The following is a 15,711-nucleotide window of genomic DNA, read 5'->3' as shown; positions in this document are numbered from 1 at the left end:
CAAAGACCAGAGACTGGCAGCCGCTACCGTCAGCCTGTTGACCGCCTCATCCCTGATCGGGCTTGTCTATGCGCCAGGCTACGCCATGGTGTGGGCCGCGTTCCTGGGCTTTGGCTCTGGCGCCAGCATGATGCTCGGCCTGGCGTTCATCGGCCTGCGCACACGTAATTCCGGCGACACCGCGGCACTTTCAGGAATGGCACAGTGCGTCGGCTATCTGATGGCGGCCGCAGGTCCCTTGCTGCTGGGCCAACTGCACGACTGGACTGATAGCTGGACAGCACCGCTGTTGATCACAGCTGCAATCGCTGTTGCCGGCGCATTTATCGGCATGCTGGCGGGGCGCAACGTTCAACTCGAACCCACTCATTGCAGAAGCACAATCGTGCCATGCCACTAGCCGGCAAACATGGCAGATACCTGTCGATCACGACCGGGCAGCCCTATCAAGAACTCCACCGTAATCACCGAGTGAAACCCATGAGCAACGTACTGATCATCAACGGCGCCAAGCCATTTCTCATATCCAAGGGCGAACTTAACAACATGTTCGCCACACTGGCCACCGAGCACCTCACTGCGCTCGGCCACAGCGTCTCGACCACAGTGGTCGACGCACCTTACTCGGTTGACGAGGAAATTCAGAAAATCGCCAACAGCGACGTCATCATCTATCAGATGCCGGGTTGGTGGATGGGCGAGCCCTGGATCGTCAAGCGCTACATTGATGAAGTCTTCACCGCTGGCCATGGCGTCCTGTATGGCAGCGATGGCCGCTCACATACCGACGCCTCGAAAAAATATGGCAGTGGCGGCCTGTTGCAGGGCAAGAAATACATGCTGTCGCTGACTTGGAACGCGCCCTTGGAAGCCTTCGACGACCCCGAGCAGTTTTTCCACGGCGTAGGGATCGACGGCGTCTATCTGCACTTCCACAAAGCCAATCAGTTCCTCGGACTGGAAGCGCTGCCCACTTTCATCGCCAATGACGTCGTGAAGAACCCGCAGATTGAGCGGGACGTCGCCAAGTATCGCCGGCACCTCGATCAATGCTTCCTTTAAACCCCGCTGGCCTGGCGCATTGATGTCGGCCGGACTCAGGACTCTGCGCATTCCACTGGGGTCATCTCTTCTGGACACGAGCCAGGACAAAGGCAGCCCTCCCCTTGATCAGCAAGTGGCTGAATTGGAATCGCGAACAAGCCCGGCGATCCAGTCAGCGAATGCGCTCACGGCTGGAGAGAGAAAGCGCTGATGCGGATATAGCAGGTGCACAGGAACCGACGCAGGTTGCCAGTCAGCAAGCACCTCGACCAGTCGCCCTTCTCGCAGATGTTCGGAAACCACGTTCTCGGCGAGTTGCACCAACCCGAAGCCTTCAAGGCACATTTTGATGTAGAGCCCAGTCTCGTTGACGGCCGCTGTGCCGTTGACCGGGACTGAGATCTTTTCAGTGCCACGGGCGAAATGCAGTTCGCCCGCTCGCCTTGCGTGCCCGGAGAAGTAATGGATGGCCCGATGGTGAAGCAAATCCTGCGGTGTTTGCGGAGTACCGTTTTCTTCAAGATAGGCGGCAGACGCACAGGTCACCCAGCGAAACCGGCCGAGTGGGCGCGCAACGAGGCTTGAATCATGGAGTTCACCGGTACGAATGACGCAATCGACCCCCTCCTGAATCAAGTCCACCTGCCGATCATTGACGCCTATCATCAGGTAGACATCCGGATATCGCCGGTAAAAATCCTGCAGGCGTGGCATGACGATGAAGTGTGCGATGCCACCCGGCATATCGACCCGCAGACGACCCTGTGGCCGTTTCACAGAAGCCGTCAGGCTGGTCTCCGTCTGTTCAATCAGCTCCAATATTTCTCGGCATTGCGCCAGATATTGTGCGCCCTCAGGCGTAAGGCTAACCCGCCGCGTTGTTCTGTTGAGCAGACGCACCTGCAGGTACTTCTCAAGGTTTTTAACGCTGCTGGTGACCGTCGAGGCCGGTAAAGAGAGCGTCTGCGCCGCCTGGATAAAGCTTCCAGCCTCAGCCACGCGCACGAAAACCTGCATCGCTTGAATACGGTCCATGACAGTTAACAGCCTCAAGGCAGTGATCAGGGAAGAGCTTATTATTCGCTGAATTTGAATAATAAAAACAGTTTAACCACCTTTTTCCGGCAATATCGCCTTGCGTACATTGCTTCCAACGAAATCTGAAGAGGTGTACTGAAAATGGCCGAATACAATCGCGGTATCGTGAAGGCTCCGGCCGCACCGGCCGCCCGCACACTTATCCGCGGCGCTACTGTGCTCAGCATGGACGGCGATATCGGCAATCTGGCGCGGGGCGATATCCTTATCGAAGGCAGCACCATCAAGGCCATCGGTGAAAGCATCGAGGCCGGCGATGCGGCCGTGATCGAGGCATTCGGCATGATCGCCATGCCGGGCATGGTCGATACGCACCGTCACTCCTGGGAGGGGCAACTGCGGCGAATCAATCCGAACGCCGCAACCCTGGAGGACTACTGCAACGCAACCCACTTCTCGTTCGCCAAATACTACCGTCCGGCTGACATGTACATCGGCAACCTCCTGAGTGCATTGGGCTGCATCGATGCCGGCATTACGACCCTGGTCGACAACTCGCACAACAGCCGCACCGGGGCGCACTCCGATGCGGCGGTCGAGGCGCTGCTCGATGCTGGCATACGCGCCGTACATGCCTCGGGGGCGCCGGTGGCGGGTGAATGGGACAAGGCCCATTGGCCGGGCAACCTGGAGCGCCTGCAGGAAAAGTATTTCAAGAACGGGCAGAACGAGCGGGTTTCGCTGGCGGCGATGGCACAACTGGAGCCCGCGTTATGGGCCGAAGCGCGGCGGCTGGGCCTGCCGATCATCACCGAATTCTTTGGCGAAACGATGGCGGCCGAACTCGAAGGGCTGCATCAGCAAGGGCTGCTGGGCCCGGACAACATCTTCAACCACTGCACCGCGCTGCCGGACGCCGGGTGGGAAATCCTTCGCGAGGCGGGCGTGCGGGTCAACGTGTGCCCACGCTCAGATGCTCACTACGGCATCGAGGACGGTATGTTCGCCATGCAGGCGGCGCATCGTCATGGCATCAGCCCCGGCCTGAGTGTCGATAACGAAACCTCCTACAGTGGTGACATGTTCATGGAGATGCGGGTGGCGTTCTACCTGCAGCGTGTCATGGGCCTGCACCAGCAGCGCTGCTGCGGCGAAGACCATCATCCGGTGGTGACCCTCCCCGCTCATGGCCTGCTCAAAGCCGCGACTGTCGACGGCGCCACCTGTGCCGGCTTGCAGGACAAAATCGGCAGCCTGACGCCGGGCAAACAGGCGGACCTGATCCTGATCAACGCGCAGGACATCAACCTGTACCCGTCAGGCAACGCCTTCGGCACGGTGGTACACGCGGCCGAGCGCAGCAATGTCGACACGGTCATGATCGGCGGGCGCATCCTCAAACGGGGCGGCAAGGTACTGGGCGTGGACAACGAGCAGTTGCGTGCGGCAATCGACGAGTCCCGTGGGCATCTGTTTGCTGCCGCAGGCTACCAGCCGGATATGTTTGCCGAGACATTTCTGCCGCTCGAATCAGCCAAGTAAGGAAACGCGAGATGAACGCAGCCTATTACTTGCTGGCCGTCTGCGCGGGGCTCGGCATCACGCTACAGGCCACGCTGAACGGCCAACTTGCCAAAGGTGTAGGGGGAGATTCCGTAGCCGCGGCGCTGTTCTCTTTCACCGCCGGTGCGATAGGCCTGGGCGTCTTTTCATTAGTGCGGGGCGGGATAGTGACCTCACTGGCGGCTATCCCTGCCCAGCCCTGGTGGAGCCTGTTGGGCGGCTTGCTGGGAGCCGGTGCGTTACTTAGCTATGTGGTGCTGGTACCCAAAATCGGCCTGTCAGCCCTACTCGGCCTCGCTATCGCCGGGCAGATCATTTCGTCACTGGTCATCGATCATTTCGGATGGATGGGGGCATTGGAAAGGCCGATCTCTCCCGTGAAGTTGGTCGGGGCGGTGGTGATGCTGGCAGGCCTGGCCATCGCACTGTTCGGTGACAAGTGGTCAGTGCTTTTCTCCCACTGACGGCTCTGTTTACCCCTATTTCGTAGGATGCACCCTGACTCTCTGGGGCTGAGCCATGAGACGGCCATGCGCCTTTGGGCAGGGGACGGCGTCGCACACCGTACTGAAGGTGTTCGCCCAGAGCATGATGGGTACCGCTCAACCCGCCTACCCTGCTGCCCCTGTCAGAGGCGTAATCCTTGAAAACCAACCAGCCGATCCCATGGGAGCACTGTACATGCCTATCGACTTCAGGCCCGCTCAAGCCTCGGACGCGCACGACATTGCGCGTTTCTTTCAACTGACTTCGGAGGGCATGGCCGATTACATCTGGAGCAAGCTTGCCGCACCTGGAGAAGCCTTGCTGAGTGTCGGTGCGTCTCGCTATGCCAGGGAACAGGGCGACTTTTCCTACAAGAATTGTCTGATGGCCACTTTCGAAGGGCGCGTCATCGGCATGATGCATAGCTATGCCTTGCGCGAGACCGCTGACAGGCCTGTCGAGACAGACCCGGTCCTGGCGCCCTATTCCGACATGGAAATACCCGACACCTTATACATATCCAGCCTGGCCCTGGATGAGGCCTGGCGCAGCCAGGGACTGGGCGTTCAGTTTCTTCGCCACGCCCAGCAGCGCGCCGAGGACTCTGGCCTGGATGGGCTGTGCCTGATCGATTATGCAGAAAACCACGGTGCGCGCCGCTTCTACGAACGTCACGGTTTTCAAATTGTTAAAACCTGCCAGATCGTTCCGCACCCGATGCTGGGTGTAACCGGTGAGGCCTATTTGATGTATCGCCCTAACCCCAACGTGATCGAGAAAAAGCCATGAACAAGAAACTGACCGTGTTCCGCGAACTGGATATCCAACCGGTGCGCGACCTGCCCTTTTTTGAAGAGGTCCTGGAAGGCACCCCTCATACGCTGACGTCCAAGTACTACCACGATGAACAGCAAGGTCGCATTTCCGGAGAATGGGAAGCCAGTACCGGAGCGTGGCGCATCGACTACAAAGTCTGGGAGTTCTGCCATGTCCTGAGCGGATGCTGCGTCATCGAGCTTGAAGGGTGCGCCCCCGTCACACTGGCCGCTGGCGACACGTTCATTATCGAACCGGGCGCCAAGGGCAAGTGGACCGTGCTGGAAGACATGAAAAAGAACTTCGTGATCCTCTTGCCCAAGCCCTAGGCTCGCAGTCACGTTTCATCGAGCGCAGCGCAAGGACAGTGTGCATGCTTGCCTGCTGGCGGCGCTCGAATGTTCTACGGCAGGCCACAACAGCGCTCTACCGCATGGCTGTGCTGACGCGCATGGAACCGGGCCTTTGCAGGAGCAAGGGTTTTGTTCAAAATCCGGGGCGCAGCCAAATCGCGAGCGATAGCGGCTATCAGGACAAGGCTGCCGCTCGGCTGGGTGCTGTGCTGATAGTCGCTTGCACACGGAAACCTCTACAATCCGCATCCCAACGTTCAAGGATGCCCGTATGATGCGCTTTCTTTCCACGCTTTTGTTGATTCTGCCTTCTCTGGCGTGGGCGCTGCCGGCGCTGAAGGACACCGAGCTGTACAGCAGCAAGGCAGCGGACTGTCATGATGTGGATCTGAAGACTTGGCAGCACCCGGCCCGCGCCGTTTTGGAAAAACACCACATCAAGCTGGAACGTGTTCAACTGTGCAACGGGGACCACTACCCTATCTTCACCGGGCAAGTGCCGTACGATCCGACTGGGCAGACAAAAAATTTTTTCCTTCCGCTCTACGAGGCAATGCGCAAAGCGAATGGGAAATGGCCGTACGCAATCGTGGCCACCAGTGACGATATCGTGGTTTACGTCAGCTACCCGGCCAGCGATGGGATTTCGCTGGATTATGAGCGATATGCGGAGCCGTAAGTTCGATTATCGACGTTCGTAGATAACGCCCTGAACCATCACCTGATCTGACGCTGACTTTTCGTCAAAACGTTCGTGCGCTTGCGCAATGGCGAACTGGTTTTCATTTGCCCAGCTAACCAGCGCCATGACCGGCTTCAACAGCGTTTTTCCCAAGTTGGTGAGCTCATAATCGACGCGTGGAGGAATTGTCGGAAACATCGTCCGCGTTATCAGTCCGTCACGCTCTAGTCCGCGCAAGGTCAGCGTCAGCATGCGTTGGGAAATACCGTCGATGCTACGTTTCAATTCGTTGAAGCGCCGCGGGCCGCTAGCCAGCGTCGCGACGATATAGAGCGTCCATTTGTCGCCGATGCGATCCAGGATCTTACGGGTCGCCAGACAGCCACCCGCGTCAGGCGCTGGCATATTGTTAGGCAGTTCGGTGTTACCAGGTGACATGCGTGTGCCTTCTTGTAGGGAAAGGGAAGCGACCATACCATCCTTCGTACGAATCGGTAATTTAGATTGAATAATTTACTTGGTTCTTATTTTATCCCTAGGAGCAATCATGAGCCGCACCCTGCTTGTTACGTCCAGTCCGCGCGCGGCGGACAGCCTTTCCACCCGCTTCGCCATGCAAATCGCTGAAGGCATCCAGAGCCGCTCGGGTGGTTCGCTGACTGTACGCGACCTCGCCACGAATCCTGCGCCGCACATCGCGCCGGCCTACATCCTGGGCCGCGTTACATCGCCTGAAGAACGCTCACCGGAACAGGCCGAGGCCGTAAGGGAGGCCCAAGAGCTGGTAGATGAATTGAAGGCCGCCGATGTGATCGTCCTGGGGTCGGGCATGATCAACTTCGGCCCGCCCTCACAGCTCAAGGCATGGTTCGATCACGTCACTTGGCCAGGCGTCACGTTCAGCTATGGCGATACGGGGCCAAAAGGGCTGCTTGTTGGAAAGAAGGTCTATCTCGTTACCGCTGCTGGCGGCGTTTTCTCAGAAGGTGCCTGGGCGCCGTTCGACTTTCAAACCAACTACTTGCTGCACTTGCTCGGCTTCATCGGCTTGACCGACGTTGAGGTGATACGCGTCGAAGGCACAGTGTTCGGTCCCGAGGCGCTGCAGGCCGCGATCGCCAATACCGAAAAGGCCATCAAAGCCTTGTTGGCGAAGGTTGAGTGACCTTATGGACGAGAAAAAAGCACTGCGCTGTTGTTCAGGTAATCGCCCACTCAGATGTCGAGCGGACACGGGTACGCATCCTTAAGGACGGCCATGCGGGGGGCAGTCGCCAGCAATTGACGACATCCAGGTCGATGGCGACCCTTACGAAATCCGCCATCGGCCAATAGCTGACCTTTTAGATCCCATCAGGATTTCTTTCCCGTCCACACATCACGCTGATTTCACTGGTTGCGGCTGCTCCAACTGCTCTGCTTCGCGCAGGGTGGCGCTCAGACCGTCGCAACTGGCCGACCATTCAGCCAGCCAGCGAGGCAGCACGGGCGATTGCTTATCCATGCCCAAGGCATCGGCAAACTCGGCCGGTGCGACACTGCCTTTTGGCCCGCGAAACAACCCGCGCATGACCACGACCCCAATCACGCGCCGGTCTTTGACAAAGCGGTGCTCGACGAAGCTCCACTTGTGGTCCCAGCCGAGCATGCGTGTGTGAATTTCAAAGCGCTCGAACAGCTTGAGCTCGCGGCGAAACTTGCCCCACACATCGCCCACGATAGGCATTGCGCGATGCTTGAGCGCCACGCGAAAAGCGCCGCTGCGAAGCACATAATCCATTCGGCCGACGTCGGCCAGGGTGAAGTAGCGGCCGTTGGTAACGTGCCGGTTGAAGTCCAGGTCCAGTGGCCAGACGCGCAGGTGCACCACCGTGGTGGTGAGACCGTGCACGGGGCGGCGCCACGGACGGCGCAACAGCATCAGGAAAAGGCGAAACCATAAGTTCATTGCAAAAAATACCTGCTGGAGCGGAAAGATGCCGCACTCTAGAGGGGCTGTTCGGGGTAAGGTAGATGCAGAAATGACTAATTTCATGCCAATTGCGCAAAAGGATTCTCATGCACGTCACGCTTGTCCTGGCCGAGTACAGTTCGCAGGCCTCTGCCGCCCTGGCAATAGAGGTACTGGATGCGGCAAACCGCCTGGCGGCTCCTGCCGAGAAACCCTTTACCGTGTGCGTCGCCTCGTTGGATGGGCTGCCTGTGAACAATGCCCTGGGACGCTCCATGCCCGTGGATGCAGGGCTCAACACGATTGACAGAACAGACCTCGTACTGATTCCTGGCTTTCTCTTCAGCCTGCGTGAGGCCCTGCCGACTTTTGCACAGTACGGCACCTGGTTGCGTCACCAGCACCGCAAGGGCGCCATTATCGCGTCCATGTGCACCGCCACCTTCATGCTCGCCGAAGCCGGCTTGCTCGACGGCGTAGAGGCCACCACTCACTGGGCGTTCGCCGATTATCTGCGCCGGCACTATCCGAAGGTCTGCCTGGATGAGCGCCGTATCCTATGCGAAGACGGTCGCCTGATCAGCAGTGCCGGCGCGAGTGCCGCCATGGACCTGCTGCTGCACCTGGTTCGCCGTTTTGCCTCGTTTGAACTGGCACAACAGTGTGGCCGTTACCTGTTGGTTGACGGCGTACGCAGCGAGCAGACCGTTTACATCAGTTGGTCGATGCCGCGCGGGCATGCGGACGAGGCGGTCATGCGCGTGCAGGACTGGATGGAGGCCAACTTTGCCGAACCCAACAGTATCGCCGAGCTAGCCGATCAATTCGGCTTCGGCGTGCGCAACTTCAAGCGCCGCTTCAAAGAAGCCACCGGCCAAACGCCGCTGACCTACCTCCAGACCCTGCGCCTGGAAAAGGCCAAACAATTGCTGGAAACCACCCGCCTTGGTTTTGAGGTCATCACCCACCGAGTCGGCTACGAAGACAGCAATTCGTTCAGGCGGCTTTTCTGCCAGCGTATTGGAATTTCACCCGCGCTTTTCCGAAAGCGCTTTCATCGGCTTGCGCCGAGCACGTGACACCCCGACTGCCCGGATCGCATGCGCTATGGACACCGAAACGATCACCGACCTCGCTGAATCCCCCCTCCTCGACCGCCACTCGACCCTGCAGTCAGCCGCGACCATGACCTATGGGAACGCCGATAACCAGAGCGACCCGCCGTGATCGTTCCCAGGCTGGCGTCTGAGCATGATCAAAATGCCGGCATCCCTCCCCATGGTATGCTCGCCCATCGACCTATTGGCTGATCAAGTTAACGCCCGAATGGATATCGAAGAGATCAAATTGCGCCTGGTGCGACCGGCGACAAAATTTGTCGCCGGCGGGTTTCGACCTACCCATGAGCACGATGAAAGCTGGCTGGGCAAGGTCTTCCTGTTTCGACCGGATGAAACCATTCCGGTGAACGCCGCGGGTGAGCAGATGCTGCCCTATGCGCAGTTTTACCTGCCCAGCCTGCCGTACACCGGCCCGGCACTGGCGAACGTTCGGGTACTCACGCTGTTCATTTCCAGGGAGTTTCCAGAGCCATTCGAGCCCATGGGCGACAATTGGTTGATCCGGGAGTACGGCGAGGCCGATACCCTGGTCAACAAATCGCTTTCCGTGGCGGACTCGCCCCTCAAGGCGTTTCCCTTGAAGGCCGAGTTGATGGACGACTTTCCGCTATGGGATGGCGGTGGCGTTCCCGCAGAGCTTGAGGACGAGATACTCAAACTCGAGCGAGCCGGGACGATAGACAGCTACTACGACCTGACCACCCATGTTTACGAACACAAGATCGGCGGCTACCCCTCGTTTTGCCAATCGGGTGTTGATCCGGGGGATGGTTTTGAGTTCGTGTTCCAGGTTTCGTCAGATGCAAAGATCCATTTGAACGTGGTCGACAGCGGTAGCCTCATGTTCTGGAAAAACACGGCAACAGGGGAATGGCAGCTTTACTACGACTTCTACTGAGGGGGTTTTCGCCATATTGGTTGAACCGGCCCCTTCTCGTATCATCAGCGCACCCTATCTGGAATGATTTATGTGAAGTCGTCACCTGAAAGCCGTTCGCCCGCCCCTGCTGCTCCCCAAGGCCCCAAATGGGATGCTGGCGAGGCTGTCGGCCAGCTCTCATGGGACGATTTGCGGATCATCAAGACCCTGAGCGATTGTGGCAATCGCGCTGACACGGCCAAGAAGCTCGGCATCAATGTCTCCACCGTGTCGCGGCGTATCTCCCAGGTTGAAAAATCACTCGGGGTGGCGCTCTTCGATCATCGAAAGGCGGGCTACTTGCTGACGGCCGAGGGTGCCGAGTTGCGTGCACTGGCCGAGCGCGTCGAGCTGGACATCGTCAGTGTCACCCGCAGGGTTTCGCGTGCCGGCCAGGGCCCCCTGGGGAAACTGCGGATCACCACCAGCGACTCGCTGCTTCTGTACTTTCTCACCCCGATCATCGCGAACTTCAAAACCCTCAATGAAGGCATCACGATCGAAGTGCTGGTGGGCAACCAGACGTTGAGCCTGGCCAGGGACGAGTCGGATATCGCCGTGCGTGCCACCCGAAAACCGGCGGACACGCTGGTGGGTCGCAAGCTGGCCAATATCGCCTGGGCCGCTTATGGCACCGCCAAGCAGGCGGTCACTGCCGATCCCTTCGCGGAAGGTCAGTCCTGGGTGTCCTACTCCGGCGGTTTACAGGGCTTGAAGGCGACGAACCATGTCGAGTGCCGGGTGGCCCCGGAGCACATCTCGTACCGCACTGACTCGGTTGCCGCCGCCAGCGCGGCCATCGCGGCCGGCCTGGGTTTTGGCTTTCTGCCCTGCATGCTCGGCGACATCACGCCAGGGTTGGTTCGCGTCGGCCCCGTGGTGCGAGAGCTGCAGGACGAGCTCTGGCTGCTCACCCACCAGGACATCAGAAAGTCCTGGCGGGTCAAAGCCTTCATGACCTTCTGCGCAGCGGCCGTGGCCGACCTGAAGCCGCTGGTGGAAGGGCATCAGCCTTTGCAGGCCTCATAGGTTGCGAGTGCTGATTATCGGCTCTGCGCGCCGATCACCGCCCTGCACACGATCTCGATCAGTTGCGGCCGTTGCGCGAGTCGCGATACCCCGATGATGTTACTGGCCGCCTGGGGGCGTTCCGTACCGTAGGCGGCCTTGCGCACCTTGCCGACGACGGCAAAGGCCGCGTCCATGTCCAGCACATACAGCGTCTCTTCGACGACATCCTGCAGCGTGGCGCCATACAGGGCGAGCAACTTGGAAATGTTGTCGTAGGAGACCCGCATCTGCTCTCCCATCGAGGAGTAATCGTTCGGCCTGCCGTCGGCATCCAGCGGCGCGGGGGCGACCAGGTTGCCCTCCTCGTCGTGGTTGAACTGCCCCGACACGAAGATTTCGTTCCCTACCCGCCGCGCTTGCGGATAACCGTAGCTGTCTTCCCATGGAACGCCCCAGTAGGCGGTGTCGTCGTTGAAAGGTCGTGAAGCAGCCATTGGATTCTCCTGGCGAGTGGGATCGACATGATCCGCATGGCACAGATGCTAGCACCGCGAGAGCGCCATTTATGGCGCATTAATGCGCCTCCAAGGAGGCAAAAGTGCGCCTTCATTTCGACGCATGTTTCGCTATCTTTTGCCGGCACCTGGCGACAACCCGCTGAGAAGGCTCTCACTCCCCGAGGTCTCAGGGCGGCGCGCTGCCTGACCCAAACACCTAACACCCAGGGGAAATGGATCTCCATGAACAGTAACGATTGCATCGTGTTGGCGACTGTTGAAGTGGATTTGCCCAAACGGCTCAAGCCCTGGCAAGTCCGCACGGCCAAGCAATTGATGTTGGATCATCTGGACAGAGGAATATCGGTGGCAGAAGTCGCACAAGCCTGCGCACTGTCACGCAGTCATTTTTCACGCATGTTCAAGGAAAGCACCCGGCTCCCTCCCCAGGAGTGGCTGCGCGAACAGCGGCTGAGCAGGAGCAAGGAGCTGCTGACCCGCTCGCGGATGCTGCTGGTCGATATCGCGCTGGAGTGCGGCTTTTGTGATCAAGCGCATTTTTCCAGAACATTCCTGAAAGCCGAGGGGATGACGCCGTTGTCCTGGAGGCAGTAAGCCCTCTATCCGAACGCCGGCCTCCGGTCGGCCTGACGATGACGGGCCGGTGAGCACCGCTGGAATGCCCGAAGATCAAAAGCTTCGCCAGCAAGCCGGCTCCTACAGGAGAGAGAGGCGACCACAACGTTTGTGAACGCCACCCCACTGTGGGAGCCGGCTTGCTGGCGATAGCGCCAGGCCAGGCAACACCGGACCAGAAGCGCTACCTGGCACGCTCGTTTAACCCGAGATGATCGCCTGCAACACCTGCTTGAAGTTCGCCACCTGCTCCTCATCGAACTGGCTGAACACCCGCTCCTGCTGTTCACGGGCAATGGTCCACAGCGCCTCGGTCTGGTCGATGCCGGCCACGGACAGCCGCACGCGCCCTTCCGTCTCGGTGACCAGGCCCTTGCGGCACAGGTTGGCGATGGCCTCTTCCACTTCACGCTGTGGCATTGCCACTTCGCGCAGCAGTTCGGCCTGGCTCAGGCCGGCGTCGTTCTCCAGCACCATCAGCATGCGTGCTTCGCTGGTGCGCAAGCCGGTCGCCAGTTGCCGTGGCTGGTAGGCGCCCTGGTAGCAGCGCACGGCCTGGGTCATCAGGTAGTAGAGATTGTCACGCAGGCGACCCTGGAAGTGGCTGCTTGGCCGCTCGGTGAGATCCGGCTGGGTGATGCGCGTGTGCGGCAGCACCATCGAGTAGGCGCCCTGGTGATACAGCAGCGGTGCACGGCCGAAGTCGTCGAAGGCCACCACCTTGCCGATCAGGATCCAGTGATCGCCGGCGTCGACCATCTGGTACTTTTCACAGCGAAAGCGCGCCGCACAATCGGCCAGCAGCGGTGCCCCGCCCTCGCCCAGCTCATGCTCGATGTCGGCGAAGCGATCGTCCTTGCTGCGGGCGAAGTGATTGGAGTGGTCGATCTGGTCGGCGGCGAGAATGTTCACGGCGAAATGGCTGGCCCGCTCGAACACCTCCAGGCTGCCCGAGCGCTTGTCCAGGCTCCAGAGAATGAGCGCCGGCTCCAGCGAGACCGAGTTGAAGCTGTTGGCGGTGACGCCGACCCGACGACCGTCGGCGGTGGCGGCAGTGACCACGGTCACGCCAGTGGCGAAGTTGCCCAGCGCACGGCGAAACGCGCGCGAATCGAATTCAGCAGACATGCAAGACTCCCGGAGCCGCCGCAGTGGCAGCCCCTCGATTGTTGTTATGGATGGAGCGGTTTCAGACCATGCTCGGGTCGGGTTCCAGGCCCATCAGCTCGCGGCCGAGGATCTGCGTGCAGACGTCGTAATCGGTGTAGGCATGGGCACCGGTCATGTGCGAGTCACGCCACAGGCGTTGCAGTTCGTTGGACTCCATCCACGCCCCGCCACCGGCGGCTTCGAACAGCCGGTCGACGGCCTGGATGCACATCTTCACCGCGTAGCCCTGGTTGGTGCGCCAGAAGGCCAGGGTTTCGCGGCTCGGGTAGCGATGGGCTTCGCTGTGTTCAGCGTGTTCGGCCCAGGTCTTTTCCAGAAAGGCCCGTGCCGCGGCGACCTGGTGGGTGGACTCGGCCAGGCGCATCAGCGCCGGGGTGGCGGCGCCGACCTGGGCGCCGGTGTAGGCCCGTACGCGGTTGCGGGTCTTTTCCTTGAAGGCCTCGAGCATGCGCTCGGCCACGCCCAGGCTGACGGTGGCGAAACCGCTGGCGAAGTACGGACGGTATGGCGAGTAGAAGACCTTGCTGTCCGGGTACAGGCCGAAGCCGGCCGACTTGCCCTCCATCATGTCCTTGGCTTTCTGGATGCGATGGTTGGGCACGAACACGTTGTCGACGATCAGGGTCTTGGTGCCGCTGCCCTTGATGCCGGCGGAGAACCAGTCGTCACGGATCTCGTAGTCGCGGCGCGGCAGCACGGCGAAGCAGTAGTCCTGGCCGCCTTCGTGGTTGACCCGGCGGCAGCCGAGGATCGCCCACTCGGCGTGGTCGCAACCGCTGCTCCACCCCATCTGGCCGCTGAACATCACACCGCCCTCGACTTCCTCGACCTTGCCGAACGGCGCGATCGAGCTGCTGGCGGTGGCATCGGGGTTTTCGCCCCAGATTTCGTCCTGCATCTGCTTGGAGAACATCGCCATCTGGTGGCTGTGGGTGCACAGCAGGCTCATGGCCCAGGCGGTACTGGCACAGGCGCCGGCCAGCAGCGCGATGCAGTCGCAGAACTGCGGCAGGGCGATTTCCAGGCCACCGTAGACCTTGGGCAGGAACGCCCGGTGCAGGCCGATCTGTTTGAGCAGGGCAATGTTTTCAGCGGGTACCTGGCGGTCCTTTTCCGCCTGCGCGGCATTGGCGGCGATGGTCGGCAGAATGGCCTTGAGGTCTTCGAGCAGCGGGTTGGGCTGTTTCATGGGGAGTCCCGAATTATTATTGGATTCCCCTCCAGTATTTCCCGCCGCCCCTACTTGGAAAATGGACGTTCCACAGGGCCGATTGTACTTTCCACGACCCTGCTGGTGGCCCGCTGACGATTACGGTTCGATGGCTTTCAGCTCGTCGAGCAGCTCGTGGAGCAAGGCCAGCTTGTCTTCGCCCAGGCGTGAAACCAGGCGTTGGTAGTTCAACTCCATGTCGCCGGCCATCTCGTCGAAACGCTGCTGGCCGGCGTCGGTCAGGGCGACGAACATGCGCCGCTGGTCCTCGTTGGACTTGAAGCGACGCACCAGCCCGTCACGCTCCATGCGCACCAGCACACCGGACATGCTCGGCTTGAGGATGCAGGCCTTCTCGGCCAACTGGTAGCTCTCCAGCTCGCCGTTCTGGCGCAGGATGCGGATGATCCGCCACTGCTGCTCGGTGAGGTCGTGGGCATTGAGCGAAGGACGGAAAAAGGCCATCGCGGCTTCGCGGGCCTGGAGCAACGACAGGGTCAGTGAGGGACGTGGCACGGGCATGTTCAGGGCAAGGTCAGTGAAAGGCCGGTCAGCTTACGAGCCGGCGATACGCGGTGGCAAGCGACGCCTGCGCCGTTCATGGAAAGTACCAGCGCTTGCCCGGAAAAGGCATTGGCCGGCGTTCCGGGCGCCGCCACGATAACGGCACAACAGGCGTTCACCCCAAGGCCGCACCATGCCGTCACCCTCTGAAACCGCCCTGGCGCTGCCGGTACTCGCCCGGCGTCATCTGTGCATAGCGCTGGAAGAACCGGCTGAAATAGGCCGGGTCCTTGAAGCCGAGCTGGTAGCAGATCTCGTTGGCCGAATGGCCGGTGAACAGCAGCAGGCGCCGCGCTTCCTGCATCAGCCGTTCGAGCACCAGGCGCTTGGAGGACAGGTCGGCGATGCGTCGGCAGATATCGTTCAGCCGCGCCTCGGTCACGCCCAGGCGCTCGGCATACGCGGCCAGCGGCAGGTGTTCGAGGTAGTGGGCCTCGATCAACGCGTTGAAGCGGTGGAACACCTGCAAGTCCTCGTGCCGCGCCGGTTGCGCCGTGAGCGAGTGGGCCGAGAGCCGCAGCAGGCTGATCAGCACCAGCCGCGTCAGCGCGTGCAGCGCCGGGGCGCGGCCACTGGCCTGGCCTTCGATCTCTTCCCTGAGCGCCTCGAACATCAGTTCCAGGCGCCGCGCTTCGGCCAACTGGTCGCCG

At 60.4% G+C, this 15,711-nt stretch carries 19 protein-coding genes and 1 pseudogene; 12 read left to right on the top strand and 8 right to left on the bottom strand.

The window, feature by feature from the left end; translation table 11 throughout:
* Both K675_RS0116330 and K675_RS0116325 read left to right on the top strand, forming a co-directional pair.
* A pseudogene (locus K675_RS0116330) lies at window positions 1–400 on the top strand (MFS transporter); the annotation flags it as partial.
* 80 nt (window positions 401–480) lie between these two features.
* Window positions 481–1,062, top strand: coding sequence for an NAD(P)H-dependent oxidoreductase (locus K675_RS0116325; RefSeq protein WP_017904573.1), 582 nt, complete (start codon window positions 481–483; stop codon window positions 1,060–1,062).
* Between the two features lie 108 nt (window positions 1,063–1,170).
* On the opposite strand, the gene K675_RS0116320 is transcribed toward K675_RS0116325, so the two are convergent.
* Window positions 1,171–2,079: a LysR family transcriptional regulator gene (locus K675_RS0116320; RefSeq protein WP_017904572.1), complete on the bottom strand. Its 909-nt coding sequence runs from the start codon at window positions 2,077–2,079 to the stop codon at window positions 1,171–1,173.
* 144 nt (window positions 2,080–2,223) lie between these two features.
* On the opposite strand from K675_RS0116320, the gene K675_RS0116315 reads away from it, so the two are divergent.
* From K675_RS0116315 to K675_RS0116295, 5 genes are all read left to right on the top strand, one after another.
* Window positions 2,224–3,624 carry an amidohydrolase family protein gene (locus K675_RS0116315; protein WP_017904571.1) on the top strand — a complete coding sequence of 467 codons (1,401 nt, stop codon included), beginning with the start codon at window positions 2,224–2,226 and terminating at the stop codon, window positions 3,622–3,624.
* 11 nt (window positions 3,625–3,635) lie between these two features.
* Window positions 3,636–4,109, top strand: coding sequence for a DMT family transporter (locus K675_RS0116310; protein ID WP_017904570.1), 474 nt, complete (start codon window positions 3,636–3,638; stop codon window positions 4,107–4,109).
* 217 nt (window positions 4,110–4,326) lie between these two features.
* Window positions 4,327–4,920: a GNAT family N-acetyltransferase gene (locus K675_RS0116305; protein ID WP_232434442.1), complete on the top strand. Its 594-nt coding sequence runs from the start codon at window positions 4,327–4,329 to the stop codon at window positions 4,918–4,920.
* Window positions 4,917–5,276, top strand: coding sequence for a cupin domain-containing protein (locus K675_RS0116300; protein ID WP_017904568.1), 360 nt, complete (start codon window positions 4,917–4,919; stop codon window positions 5,274–5,276). The genes K675_RS0116305 and K675_RS0116300 overlap by 4 nt, the downstream gene beginning before the upstream one ends.
* A 295-nt stretch (window positions 5,277–5,571) precedes the next feature.
* On the top strand, window positions 5,572–5,979 hold the full coding sequence (locus K675_RS0116295; RefSeq protein WP_017904567.1) for a hypothetical protein: 408 nt from the start codon (window positions 5,572–5,574) through the stop codon (window positions 5,977–5,979).
* Window positions 5,980–5,985: 6 nt separating this feature from the next.
* On the opposite strand, the gene K675_RS0116290 is transcribed toward K675_RS0116295, so the two are convergent.
* A complete protein-coding gene (locus K675_RS0116290; protein ID WP_232434441.1) occupies window positions 5,986–6,456 on the bottom strand; it encodes a winged helix-turn-helix transcriptional regulator in 471 nt (156 codons plus the stop codon).
* A gap of 73 nt (window positions 6,457–6,529) precedes the next feature.
* Between K675_RS0116290 and K675_RS0116285 the strand changes: the two genes are divergently transcribed.
* Window positions 6,530–7,147 carry an FMN-dependent NADH-azoreductase gene (locus K675_RS0116285; RefSeq protein WP_017904565.1) on the top strand — a complete coding sequence of 206 codons (618 nt, stop codon included), beginning with the start codon at window positions 6,530–6,532 and terminating at the stop codon, window positions 7,145–7,147.
* Between the two features lie 213 nt (window positions 7,148–7,360).
* Here K675_RS0116285 and K675_RS0116280 read toward each other — a convergent pair whose 3' ends face one another.
* Entirely contained in the window at window positions 7,361–7,930 is a 570-nt protein-coding gene (locus K675_RS0116280) for a thioesterase family protein (protein ID WP_026145250.1), read from the bottom strand.
* A gap of 110 nt (window positions 7,931–8,040) precedes the next feature.
* Between K675_RS0116280 and K675_RS0116275 the strand changes: the two genes are divergently transcribed.
* The 3 genes from K675_RS0116275 to K675_RS0116260 all read left to right on the top strand — a co-directional run bounded on the left by K675_RS0116275 (window position 8,041) and on the right by K675_RS0116260 (window position 11,002).
* On the top strand, window positions 8,041–9,012 hold the full coding sequence (locus K675_RS0116275; RefSeq protein ID WP_017904563.1) for a GlxA family transcriptional regulator: 972 nt from the start codon (window positions 8,041–8,043) through the stop codon (window positions 9,010–9,012).
* A 247-nt stretch (window positions 9,013–9,259) separates the two neighbouring features.
* Complete coding sequence (locus K675_RS0116265) at window positions 9,260–9,952, top strand: DUF1963 domain-containing protein (RefSeq protein WP_026145249.1); 693 nt, start codon at window positions 9,260–9,262, stop codon at window positions 9,950–9,952.
* Between the two features lie 63 nt (window positions 9,953–10,015).
* The gene (locus K675_RS0116260) at window positions 10,016–11,002 is read left to right on the top strand and encodes a LysR family transcriptional regulator (protein ID WP_026145248.1); all 987 of its coding nucleotides are present in this window, start codon (window positions 10,016–10,018) and stop codon (window positions 11,000–11,002) included.
* A 14-nt stretch (window positions 11,003–11,016) separates the two neighbouring features.
* On the opposite strand, the gene K675_RS0116255 is transcribed toward K675_RS0116260, so the two are convergent.
* The gene (locus K675_RS0116255) at window positions 11,017–11,478 is read right to left on the bottom strand and encodes a RidA family protein (protein WP_017904559.1); all 462 of its coding nucleotides are present in this window, start codon (window positions 11,476–11,478) and stop codon (window positions 11,017–11,019) included.
* Window positions 11,479–11,724: 246 nt separating this feature from the next.
* Between K675_RS0116255 and K675_RS0116250 the strand changes: the two genes are divergently transcribed.
* The gene (locus K675_RS0116250) at window positions 11,725–12,096 is read left to right on the top strand and encodes a helix-turn-helix domain-containing protein (protein ID WP_017904558.1); all 372 of its coding nucleotides are present in this window, start codon (window positions 11,725–11,727) and stop codon (window positions 12,094–12,096) included.
* A 222-nt stretch (window positions 12,097–12,318) separates the two neighbouring features.
* Here the strand turns inward: K675_RS0116250 and K675_RS0116245 are convergent, their stop codons facing one another.
* From K675_RS0116245 to K675_RS0116230, 4 genes are all read right to left on the bottom strand, one after another.
* Window positions 12,319–13,245, bottom strand: coding sequence for a p-hydroxyphenylacetate 3-hydroxylase reductase component (locus tag K675_RS0116245; protein WP_017904557.1), 927 nt, complete (start codon window positions 13,243–13,245; stop codon window positions 12,319–12,321).
* 61 nt (window positions 13,246–13,306) lie between these two features.
* Complete coding sequence (locus tag K675_RS0116240; protein WP_017904556.1) at window positions 13,307–14,476, bottom strand: p-hydroxyphenylacetate 3-hydroxylase oxygenase component; 1,170 nt, start codon at window positions 14,474–14,476, stop codon at window positions 13,307–13,309.
* Window positions 14,477–14,596: 120 nt separating this feature from the next.
* Window positions 14,597–15,019 (bottom strand): homoprotocatechuate degradation operon regulator HpaR, encoded by a 423-nt coding sequence (gene hpaR, locus K675_RS0116235; RefSeq protein ID WP_026145247.1) that lies wholly within the window; start codon window positions 15,017–15,019, stop codon window positions 14,597–14,599.
* 181 nt (window positions 15,020–15,200) lie between these two features.
* Window positions 15,201–15,711 (bottom strand): helix-turn-helix domain-containing protein (locus K675_RS0116230; protein WP_017904554.1); only part of this gene is annotated, 511 nt, incomplete at its 5' end.

This window comes from Pseudomonas fuscovaginae SE-1 (assembly GCF_000364705.1).
Classification (GTDB): Bacteria; Pseudomonadota; Gammaproteobacteria; order Pseudomonadales; family Pseudomonadaceae; genus Aquipseudomonas; species Aquipseudomonas fuscovaginae_A.
Note: the sequence above shows the minus strand (reverse complement) of the source record. Positions and strands in the feature narration are given on the sequence as shown.